The following is a 16292-nucleotide window of genomic DNA, read 5'->3' on the forward strand; positions in this document are numbered from 1 at the left end:
TGTGTTACCCTGCATCCAACGCGTAATGCATGCCGTCGCCCGCCGCGATCACGGCCACGCCGGTTTCTTGCGCGAGTTGTTCGGCCAGTACCCAGGGCTTGGCGCGCACCATCGACATGCCGAAGTGAGTCAGAATCGCGGTTTCCGGTTTGAGGGCTGCGATCAAACGCCGGGCGTCTGCCAGGCAAAGATGCTGAATCAGGTTTTCTTCACGCTGTTTGAGCAGCACAACGTTCAGCACCAGCACCCGCGCGCCGGCATACCATTCAAGCAAGTCGGGGAAGAATTCGGTGTCGATCAAGAACGCAATCCGGCCCACGCGGCTGTCGAAAACGAAGCCATACGTCTCGGCGCCGTGGCGATGCGGGCCGCGAGTTTGAAAGCGCAGGCCATCGAGATCGTAGCTGGTGAAGGGTTGCAGCCGCTCGATGCCGGCGATGTAATGGCGCACATAGCGCAACACCACGGGGTCGTCGCCCTCCAGGCAATCCTCGGGCGCGAAGAGAAACCCGCGTTTTTGGCGGCCACCGTCGGACATGGCTTCCATCATGACATTGATGTCAGTGGAATGGTCGACGTGGCGGTGGCTCAGCAGAATGGCGTCGAGCGTTCGGCCGTCGATTTTGGGCCGGCTGGCGGCGCAACGGCTGAGTGTGCCTGGTCCGGGATCCAGCAGAATCGTGCGGCCGTCCAGGCTCAAAATGGTGCCGGCGGAAGAACGCAATTGCTCGATCATCACGAAGCGGGCGCCGGCAGTCCCGAGGAATTTGATGTAGTTCGACATGGAGCTTTCTATTAGTCGGTTGTGCTTCTGGCACGGCGGCGGTGGCGTGCCAGGACTGCAATTTTCTGTGACGGCTCATGCGGCCTGTTATCCAAAGGAATCCAGCGAATGACTCAGCGCTGTGCCCAAATGTGCCTGGGTGGTTGAGTCGCGATCAAAACCTTGTCCTGAGTCCAAAAAGCTGGACATGCAGTACTAGGCCGGCGGCGCGCTGGACAGGCGCAGGTGTTTCACTTCTGCGGCGCCCCGTTTTTCATCCACAAAATAAAGCAACAGCCCGCCGAGCAAAAACAGCACGGCGATCGAGGCGATCCCCAGGCGCGGGCTGTCGGAGATCAGTCCGGTCACGCCAATCAGAATCGGGCCGAAAATCACGGCGAATTTGCCGAGCAGATTGTAGAAGCCGTAGAATTCCGCGGTCTGATCATGCGGGATCAATCGCGAATAGAGCGAGCGGCTCAGCGCTTGAATGCCGCCTTGCACCAGCCCGATCACAATGGCAAGGGCGTAGAATTCCTGCTTGGCATTCATCTGCACCGCCCAGACGACGACAAGCAGGTAGACGACGATCGCGAGGTAGATCGCGCGCTTGGCGCCGAGGCGTTCCCCGAGCTTGCCGTACACAATGGCGCTGGGAAAGCCGACGAATTGCGTGATCATTAGCGCGACGATCAGGTCTTTGGATTCGAAGCCGATGGACAAGCCGTAATCCACCGCCATGCGGATGATGGTGTCGACGCCGTCGATGTAGAGCCAGTAGGCCGCCAGAAAGATGCCGATGGTTTTGAGATGGCGGATTTTGCGAAACGTGTGCGCCAATTGGCGGCCGCCCTCCCACACGGCTTGCCGCAGGCTGCGCGCCGTGGCGGGCTGTGCCTCCGGGACGAAGAAGATGATCGGCAAGGTGAATACGCCCCACCACACGCCCGCGCTGATGAACGAAATCCGCACGGCTTCGCCGGCATCAGCCAGGCCGAAGGTCGAGGGACTGAGCGTCATCCACACGTTGATGGCGAAGAGCAAGCCGCCGCCGAGGTAGCCCATGGCATAACCCAGCGCCGAGACGAAGTCGATCTTTTTTTCATCGACGATGGAAGGCAGCAGCGAGTCGTAGAAAATGTTGCCGCCGGAGAATCCAATGGTACCCAGGACGTAGATGAACACTGCCAGCGGCCAGTTGCCGCGGGCGACGAAAAACAGCGCGAGGGTCGACAGTGCGCCCAGGAAGGCAAAGAAGACCAGAAATTTCTTCTTGCGGCTGCCGCGATCAGCAACCGCGCCGAGCACCGGAGCGAGCAGCGCCACGATCAAGCCGGCAGCGGAATTGGCCAAGCCCAGCTTGGCCGTGCTTGCCGTCGCCGCCACGCCCTGACTCCAATACTCTTTGAAAAAGACGGGAAAGAAGCCCGCCATCACGGTGGTGGCAAAGGCGGAATTGCCCCAGTCATACAAACACCACCCCAGTTCCTGTTTGTTCTTGAAGAGCGGCATGCAGTCTCCGTTGTTGGCGGCGTTCGGCCGGCCATGGTTCTGACATGATGATCAGCCGGCTTTCATTTTTTCCGGCGCGGCGGGCGGGCCGGGCGGTTGGGCCGCCAGCCGCCGGGATCATACGTGACGTCGAGATATCCCTTGAAGTCGGCGACGTGGCGCAGCATGTCATCGACAGTCATCGGCTCCGACTTGCCCGTGCGCCAGGCGGCTCGTTCCACCGTGCCGAGTACGAGGTAATCGCTGCCGATGACGCGCGGGCCAACCTGCTCAAAAAGATCGGCCATCAGATCCTCGATTTCAAGCTGATGCGCGACGATAATCTCGCATTTCTCGCAGTAGCGGCAGGTCTTGCCCAGCGCAACCATGCCCGCTTTCTTGAGGTAGATCAGCAGGGCGAACTTCCGCGCTCGCGTGGGACCGCCGCACTGTGGGCAGCGCGTGAAGCGGTGCTCACTCTGCGGATTCAGAAAGAAGTGATAGCGGGGCGGTTGCATGCCGAGAGTTGGTCGAGGTTTTTTCATAGGGGTGGTCGTTTTGTCTGTGGGGTTCGAAACCAAATGCCGACCAGGAAGGTCACCACACTGCCAAACATGATGTACCAGGTGAAGGCAATCTGTGGCACCGGGATCGCGCCCAGGCCCAGCCAGCCCAGCACTTTGTTGGCCAATCCGCTGAGCACGAAAACGGTGAGGAAGCCGCACACCATGGCGAGGAGATTGCCGCGATCATTGCCGCGGCTGCGTGTCAACATGCCGATCAAGAAAATGCCGAGCAGCGAGCCATAGGTGTAGCCGATGATGCCCAGCGCAATCGGAATGATGGTGAGGGTGGGATCGTGCAGAACCGAGTAGGCCGCCAAGCCGGCGACCACGATCATCAAGATCGCGAAAACGAAGGTGAAGAGGCGGGCGGCGGAGACGTAATGGCGGTCGTCGGCATTCTTCTTGAAATACGGCGTGTAGAAGTCCTTCACGAAGCTGGTGGCGAGCGCGTTGAGCGCCGCGCTCAACGAGCCCATGGCGGTGGCAAACACGCCGGCAATGATCAAGCCGCGCAAGCCCACCGGCATCTTGTTGATGATGAAATAGGCGAAGATCTCGTTGTGCGCTGCCGGCAGGTTGGGGTCGGGCACGATTTGAAAATAAGCATAGAGGAAAATCCCGATCATGACAAATGCCAGGGCGATGGGAATATCCGCGATGCCGGAGAGAATGAGGGAGAAGCGGCTGCGCTGATAATCGGTCGCGGTGAGCATGCGCTGCACCATGTCCTGATCGGTGCCGTGCGTGGCCATCACCAGAAAAATGTAACCGGTGAAAGCCGCCCAGACGGTGTATTCCTGGCGCAAGATGCTGAGCAGGGCGTCGTAGAGGTTGGTTTCGCCGTGCACGCCCGTGTCGAAAATGCGGAAATTGGCGAAGTTGTCGGTGCCGGCCTTGATACCCTCCCAGCCGCCGGGGATGAGCGCGACGATGACATAGAGCGAGAGCAGTGCGCCGCCAAACATGATGCTGGCTTGAATCAAATCCGTCCAGATCACTGCCTTGATGCCGCCCAGCATGGTGTAGATCGTGGTGATCAGCGTCATCACTGTGATGGCGACGAGGTACTGCTCGAAAGTGGGCGAGGCGCCGGTGAGGAATTTCCACGCAATGACCAGCACCACTGCCGCGATGTAAACACGCACGCCGCTCGCCAGCACGCGGGTGATCAGGAAGATGATGCTGCCGGCCACACGCGACAGCGCACCGAAGCGCTTCTCCAAAAACTCATAGACGGTGTAGACGCGGTAATGATAATACGGCTTGATGAAGAGGTAGGCAATGATCACGCGCGCGATCACGGTGCCGAGCATCAACTGCACGTAGAGCGCGCTCTGCTGGCGATAGCCTTCCGCGGGCACGCCGAGAAAGGTCGCGGCGCTGGTTTCCGCCGCAATGATGGACGCCAACACCGCCCACCAGGGAATCTTGCGCCCGCCCAGCGCAAAGTCTTCCATGCTTTCTTCGCGCCGCCCCATGTAAAGTCCGAGACTGGTAATGGTAATGAAGTAGACAACGATAATCGCGATATCCCAATAGAGAGAGCTCATCGACCGGCCCGGTTGAACAGCGATTCCGCCTCCGGCGTGCCATGGTGAGGACTGTGCCGTCACCTTATGCGCAAAGGTGAGACTGTATTCAAGCTGCCGTTAAGATAAAAAGTATTGGAGATGACGCAACTTTTTTCTAACATGCCCCGCTTTTGAATGACAGGGAATGGCTGATTTGATTTCCCAAAGGTGGATGGTTATTTGAATCTGATGGAGGTGTGAGATGCAGGTGCAGCGTCGGAGATTGAACCGAGTTGCGGTGATGATGTTGCTGGGCAGTGCGTTGCTGCTGCTGGGCGCGGCCTGGCCAGATGAGGGCATGTGGACGTTCGACAATCCGCCGGCCAAACAGCTACAAGAACGCTATGGCTTCGCGCCCACGCAGGCGTGGCTGGATCACGTCCGGCTGGCGAGTGTGCGCTTCAACGACGGCGGTTCCGGCTCCTTCGTCAGCCCCAATGGCCTGGTGTTGACCAACCATCATGTCGCGCTCGGCCAGTTGCAGAAGATGTCGACGCCGGAGAAGAACTATGCCGCCGATGGTTTTCTGGCGCGCAGCCCGGCGGAAGAAGTGAAATGCCCGGATTTGGAGTTGAATGTTCTGATCGCGATGGAAGAAGTCACCAAGCGCGTGCACAGCGCGGTGAAGCCGGGCATGACCGGCCAGCAGGCTTTGGAGGCGCGCCAAAAGGAAATCACCAAAATCGAAAAAGAAAGCCTGAAAGCCACCGGGTTGCGCTCGGATGTGGTGGCGCTGTATCAGGGCGGGGAATACTGGCTGTATCGCTACAAGAAATACACCGACGTGCGTCTGGTTTTTGCGCCGGAACAGCAGGCGGCATTTTTTGGCGGTGATCCCGACAATTTCACCTATCCGCGCCATGATCTCGACATGACGATCTTTCGCGTGTATGAGAATGACAAACCGGTACAGAGCAAACACTATCTGAAATGGAACACCAAAGGCGCGGCCGTCGACGAGCTTGTGTTCGTCTCCGGCCATCCCGGTTCGACTGACCGGCTGCAGACCGTGGCGCAGCTTGTCCGGCAGCGCGACCACAGCTATCCCTATCGCCTGAGGATGTACAACCGCCGCCTGGCATTGCTGCGCCAATATGCCGCACAAGGCCCGGAACAGGCGCGCCAAGCCATGCGCGATATTTTCGGCATCGAGAATGCGCTCAAAGCTTGGACCGGGGAGTACAACGGGCTGCGCAGCAAAGAGGTGATCGCCAAGAAAGAACAAGAGGAGAATGATTTCCGCGCTCTGGTCGCCAGCAAGCCGGAGTGGCAGTCGGCCTACGGCGAGGCTTGGGACATGATCGCCAGTGCCGAAAAGAAGCAGATCGAAATGCTGCCCCACCTCCGTTATCGTGATTTGCGCTTCTCGCGCCTGGCCGGCATGGCCAAGAACCTGGTGCAGTATGCCACGGAGATCAAAAAGAAAGACGAAGAGCGCCTCGATGGTTTTCACGACTCCCAGCTCGAGGGTTTGAGATTCAAACTGCTGTCGCCGGCGCCGGTTTATCCGGCGTTGGAGGAAGTCTCGCTGGCCGATGCGCTGCAAGAATCGCTCGAGCAGCTCGGCGCGGATGATCCCTTCATTAAGATCGTACTCAACGGCCGCCCGCCGGTCGAGGTGGCGAAGGAGCTCATCGGTGGCACCAAACTGACCGGCGTGGCCGTGCGCAGGGCACTCTTCGAGGGCGGGGAAAGCGCGATCAATGCCTCGACCGATCCGCTCATTGTGATCATGCGCAAGCTGGACGGCATGATGCGCGAACAAAACCGCCTCTACGAGGAGCAGGTGGAAAGCGTGCTGGTGACGGCAGGTGAAAAGATCGGCAAGGCACGTTTCGCGGTTTACGGCAAAGCCGCCTATCCTGATGCCACATTCACGCTGCGGCTTTCCTATGGCAAAGTGGCGGGCTACCCGATGAACGGCACCCAAGCACCGGCCATGACGACGCTGTACGGCCTCTTTGACCGCACGTACAGTTTCAACCAGCAGCCGCCTTTTGACCTGCCCAAACGCTATCTCGAACGCCACGACAAACTCGATCTCCGCACGCCGGTGAACTTCGTCACCACCCACGACATCATCGGCGGCAATTCCGGTTCGCCGGTCATCAACAAAGACGCGGAACTGGTGGGTTTGATCTTCGACGGCAACATCGAGAGCCTGGTGGGCCGCTACGTCTACAACGACGAAACCAATCGTGCGGTGGCGGTGCATCCCGCTTACATGATCGAAGCGATGCGCAAGTTGTATGATGCCGGCGCGGTTGCCGATGAGCTGGAAAACGCGGGCGCGGTGCCCTCCAAGACCGACTGATTTTGGTGGATGAACTCCTGCCGGCGGGCTTGGTATCATTCCGCCAAAGCAGCAAAGAGTCTCCACATGAAGTGGCGCCTGATGGCAGCATCAAGCGCCACTTTTGCTTTGGGCCGAGAGAGGCCGCGGTTGTCCGAAGCTTTGCGGAATGTGAGTGTTTTTGCCGCGGGCGGAATTTGTGGCTTGCAAATCGAGTAATTTCGGCTATAATTGGTGTCCGTCCGGAAATGAAGAAACTGCTCGGGCGTTCAGCCCTGAACGTGCACGGGTTGAACAAAACGTATTCTCGGTCATTAAAAAGCGCCCGGGCGGTGGCGTTTTCGAACAGACACTAATTGGAAGCAACATCATTCATCAGACTTTACCCGCGAAAACATTTAACCGGAAGCGTGGCTGCATGAGAAAATACTCTCTGCTTCTCTGTTTCTTGCTGCTGCTCGGTGCCGGCGCGGCACGGGCGCAGCTCGATACCCTCCGCATTGCCAGCTACAATCTGCTCTTTTTCCCGAGCAGCCAGGGGGTGGCGCGCTTGCCCAACTTCCGCACGGTGATCAACGCGCTGCAGCCGGATCTGTTGCTGGTGCAGGAACTCGAAAGCGAGCAGGGGCAACTGCTCTTCCTCAATCAAGTGATGAATTTTTCCCAATCCCATTTGTATCAAAGCGCGCCGTTTGTCGATGGCTTCGATCTCGACAATACACTCTACTACAAACCGGCGAAGGTGACGTTGCTGGGCACGCAGCAAATCCGCACGAGCTTGCGCAACATCTCCGAATACTATCTGCAGGCCAACGGTGTGGAGTTCCGCTTGTTTTCCGCGCATCTCAAGGCCGGCTCCGAGGTCAACGACGAGCGGCAGCGCGCCAACGAGGCGCTGACGCTGAGAACCTATCTCAACGAACTGCGGCCGGAGGAAAACCTGGTGGCGATGGGCGATTTCAATCTCTCGCGTTCCAGCGAATCGGCGTTTCTGCGCCTCACCGAAAGCCAGGCGGACAATGACGGCCGGCTGTTCGATCCGCTCAATGCCGTGGGCGTGTGGAACAACAATGCGAGTTTTGCCGCCCTGCACACGCAGTCGACGCGCACCACGGTGTTTGGCGACGGCAGCGCCGGCGGCCTCGACGATCGCTTTGATTTGATCCTGGTTTCCGCCAGTGTGCTCACGCCGAACGGCATGTATCTGCTGCCCAATTCTTATCGCGCCTTTGGCAACGACGGCAATCATTTCAACCGCGCCATCAACGCCGGTGCCAACGGCGTGGTGGCGGCGAGCGTTGCCAATGCCCTGCACGAAGCCTCGGACCACCTGCCGGTTTTTGCCGATTTCGTCGTGGGGAACCAGACTGCCGTGCAGCAGCGGCCGCGCGCAGAGAGGCCGGCGCTGTTTGAGCTGGAGCAGAACTTTCCCAATCCCTTCAACCCGGAAACGGTGATTGGCTACCGGCTGCAGCGGCGCGCGTGGGTGACGCTCAAGCTTTATGACCTCACCGGCGCGGAAGTCGCCACGCTGGTGAATGAGACCAAAGCGCCGGGGCACTATCGCGCCCGTCTCGCGGCCCGCGGCCTGAAGAGCGGCGTGTATTTCTACCGCCTCGTTGCTGATGGCCAATCGCAGACGCGCAAACTCGTCTATATGGAGTGACGTATGGAACTGACCGGCAAGATTGCATTGATTACGGGAGCCTCCAGCGGCATCGGGAGAGCCACGGCACGGGCGTTTGCGGCTGTCGGCGGCCGCCTGGCTTTGCTCAGCCGCAGCCAGGAGAGCCTGCAACGCGTGGTTGCTGAAATCGCCGAGCAGGGCGGCGAGAGCATCATTCTGCCCGTGGATGTCACCGACGCGGCGCAGTGCCGTCGCGCGGTCGCGCAGACGGTCGATCACTTCGGTCGCCTCGATATTCTGGTCAATGCCGCCGGCATCATCGCCACCGGTTCGATTACCTCCACCACCACGGAAGCGTGGGACCTGATGCTTCGTCTCAATTTGACCTCAGTTTTTCACATGATGCAGGAGACCGTGCCGTTTCTGAAATCAACCAAGGGCAACATCGTGAATGTGTCGAGCGTCACCGGCACGCGCGCCTTTCCCAACGTGCTCGCCTATTGCGTCAGCAAGGCCGGGGTGGACCAGCTCACGCGCTGTGCCGCCCTGGATCTGGCGCCGTTCGGCGTGCGCGTGAACGCCGTCAATCCCGGTGTCGTGCTCACCAACCTCCATCGCGCCAGCGGCATGGAGGAGGAAAAGTATCAGGCGTTTTTGGAACACAGCAAGACCACGCATCCCATCGGGCGAGTCGGCACGCCGGAGGAAATTGCCGATGCCATTCTTTATCTGGCCTCACCGCGCGCCGGTTGGATTACAGGCGTGACATTCAATATTGACGGCGGCCGCCAACTCACCTGCGCGCGCTGACGCCCATGCCAGCGCGCCGCATTCCAGTTTGATGACCCGGACCCGCGAACACACCATTCTTCTCCTTTGGCTACGCTCACCACTGTCGCTCTCGCCGTTGTGATTTTCGCCACCGCGGTGTTGTATGCTTCCGTGGGCCAGGCCGGCGCCTCCGGCTATCTCGCGGCGATGGCTTTGTTCGGCCTGCCGCCGGCAATCATGAAACCCACGGCATTGGTGTTGAATACTCTGGTCTCGGCCATCGCTTTCGTTCGCTTTCAGCGCGCCGGCTATTTTGCGTGGCAGAAGTTCTGGCCGTTCGCACTGACCTCGATTCCTTTTGCCTTCGCCGGCGGCGGCTGGATGCTGCCGGGATTCGTTTATCGAACTGCCGTGGCCGGCTTGTTGGCGTATGCGGCTTACCGGCTCTATCGCACGACGGCAACGCCGGCGATCATTGCCCGGCGCAGCATACCGCGGAACACGGCACTGCTCTGGGGCGGCGCGATGGGATTGGTCTCCGGATTGACCGGCGTGGGCGGTGGGATTTTTTTGAGCCCGCTGCTGCTGCTGCGCGGCTGGGCGGACGCGCGCGAGACCGCCGCGCTATCAACGGCTTTTATTTTTGTGAATTCGGTCGCGGGGCTGCTCGGACATCTCGCGCAAGCTGCGATGCTGCCGCGCGAGATGTCCTGGTGGGCGTTGGCCGCTGCGGCCGGCGGCTATCTCGGTGCTTCGTATGGCAGCCACCGTTTTGCTCCGCGCACGTTGCGCCGGCTGCTCGCGTTGGTGTTGTTGTTTGCTGCCGTGAAGATGATCTTGCTGTGAGCCGTACAAAAAAAATACGGCAGGACGCGCCGCCGCATTTTATTTCTTGCAATTATCGCGAATGATTCCTATCATCGCAAAAATTTTGCTGGGGCCGCGGCAGTGCGTCGCGCCGCGTGAGGTCAGCAAGACCGTTGCATGAATGCAGATGAACAACAAGTTGGAGGCCGAATGGCGACAAAGCAACACGAACCCATCGAACGAGTGATCGTGCTCTACAACATCGATCCGACTTGGCCCGCGGATGATCGCGCGAATTCGATGCGGCTCGTGGACTACATGCTCGCGAGCTTGCAGGGCAGGAAGATGCGGGTGGAAGCGGTGGAAATCCACGAGGACCTGGAACCGCTCGCGCGCTTTGATCCGGAAGAGTGGATCATCTTCAATTGGTGCGAGGGCTTTTCTGACATACCGTGGTCCGATGCGCTGGTCGCCAAAGGTCTCGAGCAGCGCGGGTTCGTCTACACCGGCGCCAATTCCCGCACACTCAGGAAATCCCAGAACAAGTATACCATCAAGAAAATCCTGCTGAATGCCGGCGCGCCCACGCCGCCCGGCCATGCCATGCACCATCACCAAGTAAAAGAATGGATGTATTACCCCGCGATGGTGAAGCCCGCCAATCAGCATTGCAGCTATGGTATCACGCGCGCCTCGGTGGTGGAGTCCGGCGCGGAACTGGCGCGTCAGATCCGGCGCATCGAAGCGGAGTTTGGCGGGCCGGCGCTGGTGGAGCCTTTCATCGGCGGCCGCGAGTTTCACGTCGCGGTGTGGGGCAATCGCAAACTCGAAGTGCTGCCGCCGGTGGAGCTGGACTATTCGCGCTACTCCGACATTCACGACCGGCTCTACACGTTCGAATCGAAATTCAATCCCAACTCCGACGGCTGGGACGGCATCAAGTGGCTGTGCCCGGCGCCCGTCGATGACAATCTGCTGCAGCTCTTGCAGGAAACCGCGATCGCCGCCTATCGCGCCATGCGCTGCCGCGATTATGCCCGCATGGATATCCGCTTGTGGAATGGCGCGCCGATGGTGCTCGATGTCAATCCCAATCCCGATCTCGATCCCGAGTCCGTTTTGCCCATGGCGGCGCAAGAGATCGGCTACGACTACGGCGCGATGGTCTATCGCATTCTGGAGCTCGCCGCGGCGCGCCTGCGTCTGCGCCGCGCCCGCCGCGTGAATCGTCTGGCCGAATGAGTTTGTTGTCGCCTCATTCCGGGGCGCGCCGCACACCTGCGTGCCCGCCCCGGGGCTGCGGCAAGCAGGCGCAACGGGGAACTACACGGATACTGGTCGTTTACCCCCTGGAGGTGTGATGGTCCACGGCTTCGTACACGTGGAGATTCCCAGCGCGGACTTTGAGCGAACCCAAAACTTCTACCGCGAATTGTTTGAGTGGAAGATGGATCTCCTCGCGGAAGAAGATTACATGCTCTTCGAAACCGGCGAGCACGTCAACGGCGCCTTCTACCATTCCCCCCGGCACACCGGCCGCCAGGGCATCATTCTCTATATCCGCGTCGAGGATATCGACGACACGCTGCAGCGCGTGCAGCAACTGGGCGGAAAGATCATCCGCGCCAAAACGCCAGACAAGGCAAGCGGCAGCTTTGCGTTGATCAGTGATCCCGACGAGAATGTGCTCGGCATTTGGCAGAATCGCTGACGGCCGGGATTGCGGTCCGGCGCTTTCTGCAATACTCGACCGATTTGAACCAAATCCCGCTATTCGTCTTCAGTCGGCTCCGCCTCCATCCGCCATTCGTGTGTTCTGAATTTCAGGCCTTGCCCAGCTCGCTGCTCTCGAAATCGCCGGGCAGCTCCCCCACATCAAAACGAAAACCATTCGAGTAGAAATATAGTCATTTGAAGAACCGCCCGGGCGCTCAGAGCCCTTTGAAGCCCGTTCGACGAAGGAATTCAACAACTAAAGCTGATTCGAATCAAGAACGCCCGGGCGGTGGGTTTCTGCAACTGGCTAAATATTTACCCATTCGACAATCTGATCTGCCCTGCCGGTGAGAGTTTTTCTCACGCGCGGGAGTGCCTCTCGGCGTTCAATCCCGGCCTGGCGCTCGGATTCCCTTTTTCCGTTGCCCCAGGATCTTGAGCATTCCGCCGGCTAGGCTGCGCCAAAACGCGGCAACAGGATGGGGTTCGCCAAAGCGGTTGGCGTAATCACGCGCCGCGCGAATCATGCCGACGTCGCGGCCCGCTTTGCGGCTCAAGACATACTTGTTGTTCATGATTTCCACGTACAAGTCGGAGGCGGTCTTGCCCGGAAAAAGATCGAGCAGTCCTTCGCTTCGGAACAACTCGCACATGGGGATGAAAACGCGTTCCAGCCAGTCGCGCGCGCCTTCGGCATAGCTGACTTCGCGTTGCAGCCGCTCGCTGGCATACCACTTGTGCTCTTCAATGTGCTGGCGCAACACCTCGAAATAGGCCGGCTCCCGCACCGGGCCGAGATATTTTGCAATTTCCAGCCCGCTGAGCTTTTCGAAGGCGCGGCCCTTGAGCTCGACCTCATAGCGGCGTTCGTAGTTTTCGCGCAGATAGTCCTTGTCCTGCGCCGTCGCCATTTCATCCCGCGTGATGTCGCTGGCGCGCAAGTCTTCATTCACCCATTCCATCGATTCCAGGAAGAACGCCAGATCCGCCTCCCGCATGGAATCCGGCACGGAGTCGTGAATCTCGACGGTTTCCGCATCTGCCAGGAATGCCTTCAGGCGGGTCTTGCGGCCGATGAGCGGGACATCGATCTTCATGAATTTGATCAGCGTGTTGGCCAGCGAGGCATCGCCCCAGTAGACACCGTTGGCGTGCAGCTCGACGAACAGGTCGACGATGGCATCCCAAATGCGCTTGCGGTTTTCCAAGTTGAAAGCGCGGCGATACAACTGCGAGTCCGGCAGCACGTGGTCGATGAGCAGGGTGACGGTGTGGTCGATGAGATTGCGTTGATATTGGCGGCCCACCGGCGTCCACACCGCGAGCGGCTCTTCTTCGCGCGCCACGCAGCCTGCGGGGATCAGCGTGTGCAGACCGCGCAGCAGCATTTGCTTGTAGTTCTCCACTTCCCGGCGCGCGACCTCGAAACCCAATTCTTTGATCACATATTTCCGGTTGCCTGCTTGCACGAACACCACCGGGTGGCGGCCGAGACCATGTTTGATATTGAAATGCTTCACGCCCAGCGACCGCCAGCCTGCAACGGCGTGCGGCCACGGCAATTTTTCCAAATCGGGGAGAAACAGATCATCCACAAAGAAAGAAATTTGGGGAAAGGAGGAGAGGGGCAGCATAGGTTCAACCGGTCGTCATGACAGTGGCCGGGCAAAGTAACAACGCGACCGGTGAATGTCAAGCGAGGCACATTTTTCCCACCGAATCAGATGGAACGCAGGCCGGACCGAAAAATCGGATGGCAAAACCGCTTGACATTCCCGCACTTTTTCAATATGATTGCCCGGGCCTTCATGACGATTTATACCAGAGCGAAAGGAGAGGACATGCAAGATCAAAACGAGAGCCCCGTGCCCATCCATGACACTGCCGAGTCCCCACCGGCCGAAGAACCCTCCTCCAAAATTTCCCGACGCCACTTTTTGAAGTTGAGCGGCGGCGGCGCCGTTGGGACGGTCATTCTCACCGCCGGGGTGCACGCCAAGGCGGCAGCCCTGCCGCCCGATGCCGAGGTCTTTTCCGGCAGCGTGAGTCTCCAGCTCAAAGTCAATGGCCAGCGGCGCAGCGTGACGGTCGAGCCGCGCACGACGCTGCTTTCAGCATTGCGCAACCAGCTCGAAGTGACCGGCTGCAAAGAGGTCTGTAATCGCGGGGAATGCGGTGCCTGCACGGTTTTGGTGAACGGCAAACCGGTGCTGGCGTGCATGATGCTCGCGCTCGACGCCGCCGGTCAGGAAATTGTGACGGTGGAAGGGTTGGTGCAAAACGGCAAGCTCGATCCGGTGCAGCAGGCCTTCGTTGATCATGACGCGCTGATGTGCGGATTCTGCACGCCCGGCTTTGTCATGTCCGTGCGTGCCCTGTTGGATCGCAATCCCAATCCCACTGAGGCGGAGGTACGGCAGGCGGTTGCCGGCAATCTCTGCCGCTGCGGCACTTATCCCCGCGTGTTCGAAGCCGCGCTGGCCGCAGCCCAGACCGCCGGAAAGCGAGGATGATCATGGCGAAATGGAAACCACTCGACCAGATGACCTATCTGGGCAAGGGCTATGCGCGCCTGGATGGCCCGGGCAAAGCCTCAGGCGCGGTGAAATACACCTATGATCTCAAGCTGCCGGGCATGCTCTACGGCGCGCTCCTGTCCTCACCACATCCCGCTGCCACGATCAAGCGTATTGATGCGAGCGCGGCGCTGGCCCTGCCGGGCGTGAAAGCGGTATTGACCGATGTGCATCCCACCGGCACGCTGCGCTATGCGGGCGAGGAAGTGGCGGCGGTGGCGGCCACTTCCCCGGAAATTGCCGCCGACGCATTGGAACGGATCAAGGTGGAGTATGACGTCCTGCCGTTCGTGGTGGATTTGGAGACAGCGATGAAACCCGAGGCGCCGCGCGTGTATGCGGAGCAAAGCAACGTGCGGGAGCCGCGGGTGGAGAGCGAGGGCGATCTCGCTGCCGCGTTCGCGCAGGCGGCCGTCATCGTCGAGGGCACGTATCGCACGCAGGTGCAGGTGCACGCCTGTTTGGAAGTCCATGGCAGCGTGGCAAAGTGGGAGGGGGACGAGTTGATCGTGTGGGACTCCACTCAGGGCGTGTATGCCAGCCGCGACGGCATTGCGAAATTCCTCAATATTGAACAAAGCAAAGTGCGGGTGATTTGCGATTACATGGGCGGCGGCTTCGGCAGCAAACTGCAGGCAGGGCGCTACTCGGTCATCGCCGCACGGCTGGCCAAAGCCACGGGCGCGCCGGTGAAGCTGATGTTGAGCCGGCCGCAAGATTCGATCAGCGCCGGCAATCGTCCGAACTTGATTGCCGAGATCAAGGCCGGCGCAACGCGCGCCGGCAAACTCATTGCCTTCAGCGCGAAGACCTACGGCACCGCCGGCATCGGCAACAACGCCCGGCCCGCGCTGCCGCTGGCCTATGATGTCCCCAACTCGCGCACCGAACACTACGACGTGTACACCAACGCCGGTGCGGCGCGCGCCTTTCGCGCGCCCGGCTGCCCGCAAGCCTCGTTCGTGATGGAACAGGTGATGGATGAGTTGGCGGAAAAACTCAATCTCGATCCGCTGGATTTCCGTTTGCAGAATGATTCGAATGAGACGCGCCAGCAGCAGTGGAAAATGGCGGCCGCGCGCTTCGGTTGGTCCAAGCGGGCACCGCGGCCCAATGCCAGCCGCGGCGTGATCAAACGCGGGATGGGATTGGGCGCGGCGGTGTGGTGGCCGGGCGGCCGCGGCACGCAGGCGCAAATGACCATTCTGCCGGATGGCGGCATCGAAGTGCGCTGCGGCACGCAAGACATTGGAACCGGCACGCGCACCCTGGTGGCAGCCGTGGCCGCAGAAGAACTGGGCGTGCCGATCGCTTCCATCAAGGCCATGATTGGCGATACCGAATATCCGTATTCCGGCGCCAGTGGCGGCAGCACCACGGCGCCGTCGGTTGCGCCCGCCATCAAGAATGTCGCGGAAAAGGCCAAGGACAAACTCACGGAGGTGGCTGCCCAGCATTTTGGCGCCGCCAGGACCGAGGTGCAGTTGGCGGACGGCCGCGCTTTCGTCAAAGGCAACGCGAAAAATGCCCTTTCCTGGAAGCAGCTTTGTGCGCTGTTCGGCACGATGCCCTTGGTGGTGCATGGTGAATGGGTGGAAGGTCTGTCTTCCGCGGGCGTGGCGGGCTGCCAGTTTGCGGAAGTCGAGGTCGATACCGAAACCGGTGTGGTCACCGTGTTGCGCATGCTCGCGGTGCAGGATTGTGGCCTGGTGCTCAATCGCTTGACGGCCGAGAGCCAGGTCATCGGCGGCGTGATTCAGGGCATCTCTTACGCGCTCTATGAGGATCGTCTGATGGATCCGCTCACCGGCGTGCTGATCAATCCGACTTTCGAAAACTACAAAATCGTCGGCGCCTTGGAGATGCCGAAGATCGAGGCGATCATCTATGATCAACCCGAACGCGGGGTGATCGGCATCGGTGAACCGCCCACGATTCCGACCGCGGCCGCGATCGCCAATGCCGTTTATCATGCCACCGGCAAACGCATGCGTGCATTGCCCATGACGCCCGATCGCGTGCTGGCAGCGCTGCATTCCTGAAAACGCAGCCGGAAGATCCAAGCGCCGGCCTCAAGCCGGATTCCAAAACCGACAAGGCCTTGATGAGAG

At 60.0% G+C, this 16292-nt stretch carries 13 protein-coding genes; 8 read left to right on the plus strand and 5 right to left on the minus strand.

Annotated features, from left to right (window positions below; translation table 11 throughout):
- Nucleotides 1-4: 4 nt before the first annotated feature.
- The 4 genes from L6R21_07020 to L6R21_07035 all read right to left on the minus strand — a co-directional run bounded on the left by L6R21_07020 (nucleotide 5) and on the right by L6R21_07035 (nucleotide 4370).
- Nucleotides 5-784 (minus strand): MBL fold metallo-hydrolase, encoded by a 780-nt coding sequence (locus L6R21_07020; protein MCK6558935.1) that lies wholly within the window; start codon nucleotides 782-784, stop codon nucleotides 5-7.
- A 195-nt stretch (nucleotides 785-979) separates the two neighbouring features.
- Complete coding sequence (locus tag L6R21_07025) at nucleotides 980-2275, minus strand: MFS transporter (GenBank protein ID MCK6558936.1); 1296 nt, start codon at nucleotides 2273-2275, stop codon at nucleotides 980-982.
- A 62-nt stretch (nucleotides 2276-2337) separates the two neighbouring features.
- Nucleotides 2338-2799, minus strand: coding sequence for a hypothetical protein (locus L6R21_07030; protein MCK6558937.1), 462 nt, complete (start codon nucleotides 2797-2799; stop codon nucleotides 2338-2340).
- The gene (locus L6R21_07035) at nucleotides 2796-4370 is read right to left on the minus strand and encodes a sodium:solute symporter (GenBank protein ID MCK6558938.1); all 1575 of its coding nucleotides are present in this window, start codon (nucleotides 4368-4370) and stop codon (nucleotides 2796-2798) included. Before L6R21_07035 ends, L6R21_07030 begins: the two co-directional genes overlap by 4 nt.
- A gap of 244 nt (nucleotides 4371-4614) precedes the next feature.
- Here L6R21_07035 and L6R21_07040 point away from each other — a divergent pair, with 244 nt between their 5' ends.
- The 6 genes from L6R21_07040 to L6R21_07065 all read left to right on the plus strand — a co-directional run bounded on the left by L6R21_07040 (nucleotide 4615) and on the right by L6R21_07065 (nucleotide 11600).
- Nucleotides 4615-6705: a S46 family peptidase gene (locus tag L6R21_07040; protein ID MCK6558939.1), complete on the plus strand. Its 2091-nt coding sequence runs from the start codon at nucleotides 4615-4617 to the stop codon at nucleotides 6703-6705.
- 397 nt (nucleotides 6706-7102) lie between these two features.
- Nucleotides 7103-8350 (plus strand): T9SS type A sorting domain-containing protein, encoded by a 1248-nt coding sequence (locus L6R21_07045; GenBank protein MCK6558940.1) that lies wholly within the window; start codon nucleotides 7103-7105, stop codon nucleotides 8348-8350.
- Nucleotides 8351-8353: 3 nt separating this feature from the next.
- The gene (locus L6R21_07050; protein ID MCK6558941.1) at nucleotides 8354-9121 is read left to right on the plus strand and encodes an SDR family oxidoreductase; all 768 of its coding nucleotides are present in this window, start codon (nucleotides 8354-8356) and stop codon (nucleotides 9119-9121) included.
- A 66-nt stretch (nucleotides 9122-9187) separates the two neighbouring features.
- Nucleotides 9188-9928 (plus strand): sulfite exporter TauE/SafE family protein, encoded by a 741-nt coding sequence (locus L6R21_07055; GenBank protein ID MCK6558942.1) that lies wholly within the window; start codon nucleotides 9188-9190, stop codon nucleotides 9926-9928.
- Nucleotides 9929-10099: 171 nt separating this feature from the next.
- Nucleotides 10100-11131, plus strand: a complete 1032-nt coding sequence (locus tag L6R21_07060; GenBank protein MCK6558943.1) for a hypothetical protein — start codon at nucleotides 10100-10102, stop codon at nucleotides 11129-11131.
- A gap of 118 nt (nucleotides 11132-11249) precedes the next feature.
- The gene (locus tag L6R21_07065) at nucleotides 11250-11600 is read left to right on the plus strand and encodes a VOC family protein (protein ID MCK6558944.1); all 351 of its coding nucleotides are present in this window, start codon (nucleotides 11250-11252) and stop codon (nucleotides 11598-11600) included.
- 391 nt (nucleotides 11601-11991) lie between these two features.
- Here L6R21_07065 and L6R21_07070 read toward each other — a convergent pair whose 3' ends face one another.
- Nucleotides 11992-13239, minus strand: a complete 1248-nt coding sequence (locus L6R21_07070; GenBank protein MCK6558945.1) for a DUF4032 domain-containing protein — start codon at nucleotides 13237-13239, stop codon at nucleotides 11992-11994.
- Nucleotides 13240-13446: 207 nt separating this feature from the next.
- Here L6R21_07070 and L6R21_07075 point away from each other — a divergent pair, with 207 nt between their 5' ends.
- Together L6R21_07075 and L6R21_07080 are read left to right on the plus strand one after the other, a co-directional pair.
- Nucleotides 13447-14118: a 2Fe-2S iron-sulfur cluster-binding protein gene (locus L6R21_07075; GenBank protein ID MCK6558946.1), complete on the plus strand. Its 672-nt coding sequence runs from the start codon at nucleotides 13447-13449 to the stop codon at nucleotides 14116-14118.
- Between the two features lie 2 nt (nucleotides 14119-14120).
- Nucleotides 14121-16223, plus strand: a complete 2103-nt coding sequence (locus L6R21_07080; GenBank protein ID MCK6558947.1) for a xanthine dehydrogenase family protein molybdopterin-binding subunit — start codon at nucleotides 14121-14123, stop codon at nucleotides 16221-16223.
- Nucleotides 16224-16292: the final 69 nt, after the last annotated feature.

It is taken from the genome of bacterium (genome assembly GCA_023150945.1).
Lineage (GTDB): Bacteria > Zhuqueibacterota > Zhuqueibacteria > Zhuqueibacterales > Zhuqueibacteraceae > Coneutiohabitans.

Excerpts from the sequence above, each read along its gene's own strand:
- L6R21_07020 (MCK6558935.1), bottom strand. The coding sequence starts at position 784 with ATGTCGAACTACATCAAATTCCTCGGGACTGCCGGCGCCCGCTTCGTG.
- L6R21_07025 (MCK6558936.1), bottom strand. The coding sequence starts at position 2,275 with ATGCCGCTCTTCAAGAACAAACAGGAACTGGGGTGGTGTTTGTATGAC.
- L6R21_07030 (MCK6558937.1), bottom strand. The coding sequence starts at position 2,799 with ATGAAAAAACCTCGACCAACTCTCGGCATGCAACCGCCCCGCTATCAC.
- L6R21_07035 (MCK6558938.1), bottom strand. The coding sequence starts at position 4,370 with ATGAGCTCTCTCTATTGGGATATCGCGATTATCGTTGTCTACTTCATT.
- L6R21_07045 (MCK6558940.1), top strand. The coding sequence starts at position 7,103 with ATGAGAAAATACTCTCTGCTTCTCTGTTTCTTGCTGCTGCTCGGTGCC.
- L6R21_07050 (MCK6558941.1), top strand. The coding sequence starts at position 8,354 with ATGGAACTGACCGGCAAGATTGCATTGATTACGGGAGCCTCCAGCGGC.
- L6R21_07060 (MCK6558943.1), top strand. The coding sequence starts at position 10,100 with ATGGCGACAAAGCAACACGAACCCATCGAACGAGTGATCGTGCTCTAC.
- L6R21_07065 (MCK6558944.1), top strand. The coding sequence starts at position 11,250 with ATGGTCCACGGCTTCGTACACGTGGAGATTCCCAGCGCGGACTTTGAG.
- L6R21_07070 (MCK6558945.1), bottom strand. The coding sequence starts at position 13,239 with ATGCTGCCCCTCTCCTCCTTTCCCCAAATTTCTTTCTTTGTGGATGAT.
- L6R21_07075 (MCK6558946.1), top strand. The coding sequence starts at position 13,447 with ATGCAAGATCAAAACGAGAGCCCCGTGCCCATCCATGACACTGCCGAG.
- L6R21_07080 (MCK6558947.1), top strand. The coding sequence starts at position 14,121 with ATGGCGAAATGGAAACCACTCGACCAGATGACCTATCTGGGCAAGGGC.